At 39.1% G+C, this 6,333-nt stretch carries 7 protein-coding genes; all 7 read right to left on the bottom strand.

All coding sequences use genetic code 11. The features are described from left to right. The coding region (gene mraZ, locus E7303_RS06455; RefSeq protein WP_292144386.1) for a division/cell wall cluster transcriptional repressor MraZ at positions 1-422 on the bottom strand (422 nt) is incomplete at its 3' end. A gap of 170 nt (positions 423-592) precedes the next feature. Next, positions 593-1,459, bottom strand: coding sequence for a prolipoprotein diacylglyceryl transferase (lgt, locus tag E7303_RS06450; RefSeq protein ID WP_292144385.1), 867 nt, complete (start codon positions 1,457-1,459; stop codon positions 593-595). A gap of 17 nt (positions 1,460-1,476) precedes the next feature. Then, positions 1,477-2,574, bottom strand: coding sequence for a redox-regulated ATPase YchF (gene ychF, locus E7303_RS06445; RefSeq protein ID WP_292144384.1), 1,098 nt, complete (start codon positions 2,572-2,574; stop codon positions 1,477-1,479). 132 nt (positions 2,575-2,706) lie between these two features. Then, the gene (locus E7303_RS06440) at positions 2,707-3,882 is read right to left on the bottom strand and encodes a tyrosine-type recombinase/integrase (RefSeq protein ID WP_292144383.1); all 1,176 of its coding nucleotides are present in this window, start codon (positions 3,880-3,882) and stop codon (positions 2,707-2,709) included. An 88-nt stretch (positions 3,883-3,970) separates the two neighbouring features. Further along, on the bottom strand, positions 3,971-4,555 hold the full coding sequence (locus E7303_RS06435; RefSeq protein WP_292144382.1) for an excisionase: 585 nt from the start codon (positions 4,553-4,555) through the stop codon (positions 3,971-3,973). A 403-nt stretch (positions 4,556-4,958) separates the two neighbouring features. After that, a complete protein-coding gene (locus E7303_RS06430; protein ID WP_292144381.1) occupies positions 4,959-5,477 on the bottom strand; it encodes a sigma-70 family RNA polymerase sigma factor in 519 nt (172 codons plus the stop codon). 339 nt (positions 5,478-5,816) lie between these two features. Continuing rightward, entirely contained in the window at positions 5,817-6,071 is a 255-nt protein-coding gene (locus E7303_RS06425; RefSeq protein WP_292144380.1) for a hypothetical protein, read from the bottom strand. Positions 6,072-6,333: the final 262 nt, after the last annotated feature.

Here is a 6,333-nt window from a genome sequence, read left to right as displayed (position 1 = left end):
TCACTCATCTTAGCTGCAATTCCATTGATGTCATCGAAGGTGCTTGCCTTCTCCCATTCTGCCTTACTCCAGATTTCAGCTCGATTACCTACACCTGCTATAACAGCTTCTTTTTCTATTCCTGCATGTTGCAGGAGATTCGCTGGCAAAAGAATTCTTCCCTGCTTGTCCACTTCTGCATCAATTGCTCCTGCAATGAAGAAACGGCCAAGCATTCTGGCTTCAGGTTTATCCATGGGCAGGGACTGAAGTTTTTCCTCAAACTGATTCCATCCCTCTTCTGCGAACACAAAAAGGCATCCGTCAAAGCCCTTGGTAACCACAAATTGATCACCCAAAAGCTCGCGGAATTTAGCAGGTATTATGAGTCTTCCCTTAGCATCTATGGAATGACTATATTCGCCTTTAAATGCTGCTCCCACTTAATTTACCACTTTTCTACCACTTTTAACCACTTTTTGCCACTTTTTACCACCTAAACACATTATAGAACACTTTTTTCTTACTGTCTATTAAAAATCCATGAAAAAAAATGCCCTCCTGAATCAAAAATTCAAGAAGACATTTTTCATTGAAAAAAATATTCTGTTTATTACTTTTCGCGCATTTTAAGACGTTTAATAATCATAGCCGTCACTGAAAATACAACAAGACACATCGCAAGCATCTGTGACACCGGAAGTCCTGTGGTATGCATTATGAGCTGGTCCGTTCTAAGTCCTTCTATCCAGAATCTTCCAAGGCCATAGCCACCAAGGTATAACAAAACTATCTCACCATCGAACTTCTTATGTTTGATGTATAAAAGTATTATTATAAGAAGGCACAGGTTCCACATACTTTCATAAAGAAATGTTGGGCTTACCTGAATATAGTTTGTTCCTTCCACCATGTGAGCCTTCATAAGCTCAGTTATCTCTCCGCTTCGTACAGCTTCCACAGGAAGTCTCATAGCAAAAAGATTATCTGTATATTCACCAAAAGCTTCTCTGTTGGTAAAATTGCCCCATCTTCCCATTACCTGGCCAAGTAAAAGCCCCGGCATAATAGTGTCTGTAAGCAAAAAGAAATTTACTTTTTTTATCCTGCAATAAATAAACGCCGTAAGGAATCCCGCAATCACGCCACCATATATTGCAAGGCCACCATTTCTGATGTTAAACACACTGATAGGATTATCTTTATAGTAATCCCAGGCAAAAAACACATAATATATTCTGGCTCCAATAATTGAAAAAACAATTACAAAAGTCGCCACATCCCAATATGTATCAGGATTTTGACCAGTTGCCCCTGCAATTTTCGAAATAAGGATAAGCGCCAGAAAAAAGCCCAATCCTATGATCACTCCATATAAAGCAATACTAAAGCCAAAAACAGTAAAACTCTTAGGGACATTCTCCAAATAGATGTTTAAGTGCGGGAACGCAATATCCATCTTCCCCATTATATCCGGCATAACATCCTCCCATTTTATCAGACGTTAAATCTGAACAATATAACATCTCCGTCCTGAACCACATATTCTTTTCCTTCCATGCGGACAAGACCTTTTTCTCTTGCTGCTGCAAGTGAACCCTCTCTCAGAAGATCCTCATAATTGATAACCTCAGCCTTGATAAATCCTCTTTCAAAATCTGTATGGATCTTACCTGCTGCCTGAGGAGCTTTTGTTCCAATCTTGATTGTCCATGCTCTTGTCTCATCTTCACCTGATGTAAGGAAACTCATAAGACCAAGTGTCTTGTAGCTTGCTGCAATAAGCTTATCAAGTCCAGACTCTGTAAGTCCCAAGCTCTCAAGGAACTCTGCCTTCTCATCAGCTTCAAGTTCTGAAATTTCAGCTTCAATCTGAGCGCTGATAACAAAAACCTCGCTACCTGACTTTGAAGCAAGTTCTCTTACAGCTGCAACATACTTGTTAGAAGCGCCATCATCAGCAAGATCATCATCCTTAACATTAGCCGCATAGATTACAGGCTTCCATGTAAGAAGATCATATCCATTCATAAGAGCAAGCTCATCTTCATCAGTGATCTCAAGCTCTCTAGCCATCTTATTTTCTTCAAGAGTTGCCTTTATCTTGTTCAAAAGATCCAGCTCTTTTGCCGCAGTCTTATCCATACGTGCAGTCTTAGCAACCTTTGCTATTCTTCTCTCAAGAACCTCAAGATCTGCAAAAATAAGCTCAAGGTTAATTGTCTCTATATCTCTTGCAGGGTCAACCGAACCGTCAACGTGAACTACGTTAGGATCCTCAAAGCATCTAACAACGTGTACAATAGCATCTGTCTCACGGATATTTGCAAGGAACTGGTTTCCAAGTCCTTCACCCTTTGATGCACCCTTTACAAGTCCGGCAATATCAACGAACTCAATTGTTGCAGGTGTAACCTTCTTGGAATGATAAAGATCCCCCAAAAGTTTCAGTCTCTTGTCCGGAACTGCTACAACTCCAACGTTAGGATCAATTGTTGCAAAAGGATAATTAGCTGCAAGCGCTCCTGCATTTGTAAGTGAATTGAAAAGTGTTGACTTACCTACGTTTGGTAAACCTACGATTCCTAGTTTCATTTTTTATTACCTCCAGCCCGTATTTACGGGATTCTTTCTATCTAGAATAATGAAATATACACCATTTTACACCAGAAATGATAAGTTTTGATTATTTTTTTACTTCCCAACTTTTATACAAAATTATAAAGGCTATACAGCAGCCTCAAACTGTTTTATCGCAAGAAGTAAAGAATCATCAGTCACATGTACATATGTATCCATCGTGGTGGACAACTGTGCATGTCCCAAAATCTTTTGAAGAGACTTCGGATTAACTCCTCTCTCAATACATCTGGTAGCAAATGTGTGTCTTAATGCGTGCATACAAAAAGGTTTAATTCCTGCCTTGTCACATATCTTATAAAGGTTGGTATCATAAGTAGAATTCTTGATAGGCTCTCCGGTCCGGAAATTCACGAATATCAATTCCTTCATGTTTACTGTTCTCTCAAGTCCGGTTCTCGGATCCATGAAAGTTAATACCTGTGACAGTGCCATGGATTCTTTCCTGGTGTGCCGCTTTTGATACAACCCATATAATATATCAAAAGCTTCTTCAGTAAGCGGTATTGTCCTGAATCCTGCCATTGTTTTTGGTGGTCCAGCTCTCCAATACCCACGCTCATGTCTATACTCAAGTGCTTTATCAATTGTCAGGGTTCTATTCTCAATATCAAAGCTGTCCCAAGTTAGACCTATCAGCTCACCGGTTCTAAGTCCTGTCTGCAAAAGCAACCTAAATTGTTTTGCATTATGATTCTTATCTGCAAATTCGAGGAATTTTTCCTGTTCCTCCACAGTGAGAACTCTGCGCGGTGTCTTTACTTTTTTTGTTCTGAAGTTCACTGCATCAAGCGGATGCTTAGGAATAAGATCGTTTAGCAAAGCAGATTTGAACATTGAGCCAAGACAAATGTATGTCTGATAGACTGTAGATATTGCGTAATCTGCCTGCATTTCATTAAGAATCTGCTGACAATGCATCGCCTTAACATCTATAAGCAACATTTTGCCTATATAGTTTTGAACATTAGTGTAGTAGCGATCCTTATAATTTCTTATTGTATTGGGCGATAAATCCTGCTTAAATGTTTTGATCCAATACACAAACCACTCATCAACAGTCATGCTATATTCAATGGCTGTGCCTGGTTTTTTATCATCCTCAAGTCGACTTATCGTAACCCACTTTTTGGCTTCTGCAGCACTATCAAAATATTTTTCTACTCTTTTTCCACTCTTATTAGTAAATCTGGCAGAATATAAACCATCCTTTCTCTGCACAATTCCTTCGCCGATTTCTCGACCTCTTAAATCTTTACCCACAATAACACTCCTTCTTATAAAAGAAGCATCATCACGCGTGTATAAAAATAACATAGAAAAGCCTTTTTTTCAAGATTGGCAGGCTCTGTCAGATGAGTTCCACATTATTTAAATACTCGTCAAACGCCTCTCGTTTTATCAATATTTTTCTTCCTACCTGAAATGAAATTTTGATCAAAGGGTCCTTACATAATTCCCTTATTCTGTTTATCCCAATATTCGAATACTCCGAAGCTTCTTCAACAGTCATTGAAGATTTGTGCCAAATTGGTACTCCAGGCGAATCAGACTTTGCCAAATCCTTCTTAACAGTTTTCTCTATCTTCTCCAATCCCAACTGTATACGAATTGACTTATTGATCTTTGCTTTCATAAAGTCCTCTGACAAACTGCCAATGTATCTTATGAGCTTACTACGACTTATAGTAGTTATCTGCTCTGCCATAGATGCTGATTCTTCATCAAGCCCCCCAATATGATCCAAAAGCACATGAGTGGGAAATCCTTTACTTCGATGAATCTTAGTCGTCACAGGTATTACCGTAATTGTAGGCGAATACTTATTTCCTTTATTATTTTGTACTATTACAACAGGACGCTCGCCTCTCTGTACAGATCCTATGTTTTCACCCAGATCTGCTAAGTATATGTCTCCTCTTAAAACTTCTCTCATATTTGTTATATCTCCTAAAAAAGGAGCGCTTCCTTCATAAATAAAATATGGAAGAAACGCTCCAAAATATTTATATTGTATCTATTTGTCCTCGACACCCGGATTTCGGAAGTCATCAGGCGGCTGCAGCTGACAGCTCCATAGGCTCTTTACCTCCCCGCGGATCTCGCCGGGCCGCTCCCATTACGATGAGTTGTGGCTGAGCGGAAGTATCATTATCCATGTTATTGTCATCGCCAGACCGGTGCTAACGGCTTTCAGTGAGGCTATATCGCACAAGGCGTACCTTTGGGGCTTGAATAACAGGAACGTACCTGATGAATGGCTATTTACTTTTCAATGTCCGACAAATGAGTTTTTATCCTCTCATCTATCCGAACAGAGAAGTTACTGATGGTACCCCTTAGTTTTTATATTTTTGAATTTTCTTAATTGCCTCGTTCAAAGATTTCAACACATTCTTATGTGAAACGCCTTCTAGTTCAGCTATTTCACGCGCAGTCAAATCATTATAAAAATATAGTTTGAGCCTCCTTTTCTGAATATCTGTAAGAGTTTCAACAGCCTTACGTAAGCATTCTACCTCATCCATCTGGACAACTATATCCTCTGGTTCATCCTTTGAAAAAACAGAATATATATACTCAGTTTCTCCCTCCACATATCCGTCCAGTGAGCAGGTTCTGACTCTTCTCATTCTATGTTTAGCCTCATTTCTGTCATAATCCTTAAGCACCTCTCCCTGAGCTTTTGTCATGACAACAAATGGCTTGAACATAGATAATTCATCTCCATATTTTTCTATAAGCATTTCACTATCCAGCTCCGTGATAACAGCCCACTTGATTCCGCCTTTCATCCCAGGGTACTCATATCCCAGGTTGATTACTTCATATTCCTTATTATTATCTTTATTATTCATTTTCCGTTTCCTCCGATTTTTGAAAGTTGTCAGTTTCAAAAACCGGGCTTCACGGATATCTGCCTATGTAAGTTTCCCAATTAAAAATGTTCAAATCTGAACCTTATTCAGAGAAAACAGAGAAAAATCTCCGAAATGAGTTCAAATTTGAACGCTAAAAATTGGCATAATAAAAAGACGGTAGCAAAACAGAATACCCGTCATGGATATTTCCTCTGTTCTGCTCCGCCTTTCAACATCAATTACTGTTCATAGTCCGTCTAAGCAAACTCTTGCTGCATGCTGCGAACCTTCCACAATTACGGATTCGACGCCCAATACACACAGCTCATATCAATATTAAGTTGTAGTTGAGAATGCTTTTTTAAGCATCTTTTTTTCTTTTCTGCGGATTCTGGCAACCTTCCTCCTGTCCTTAAAGACAAACGGTACATCTCCCATATTCATTATGACAAGTCTTCTTCCGCATTCTCTACAGGGCTCTATTATTCGCCCTATATTCATATCGGTATCACACACCCATTTCCCACAATATGGGCAGTGTAATTCCTCCAATTCCCTCTCAAAACAAGCCGCTACATTTATATCTGCCATTGCATATTCTCCCAACAATTTTTTACTCTTTCTACCAAAACCTGATAACTCGGAATTACAATGGTCCACATCTTATGCGGCCATATAAACATTTACACTCTTTTTCATAACAATCACCAGCTCCCCACTCAGTGATATGTTTCCCCAATTAAATGACTCCTCCTTTCTGCAACGATAGGCATTTTATCATATGATTACTGGCATTTGGCGGATTTAATGAAGTCTGTTAAACTTTAAACGTAGTTTGTTTGTTTTTTATTGC

Origin of the sequence: Butyrivibrio sp., from assembly GCF_015056685.1 — a bacterium.
Classification (GTDB): Bacteria; Bacillota; Clostridia; order Lachnospirales; family Lachnospiraceae; genus Butyrivibrio.
The sequence above is the reverse complement of the archived record's forward strand: the minus strand, read 5'-3'. Positions and strand labels throughout refer to the sequence as shown.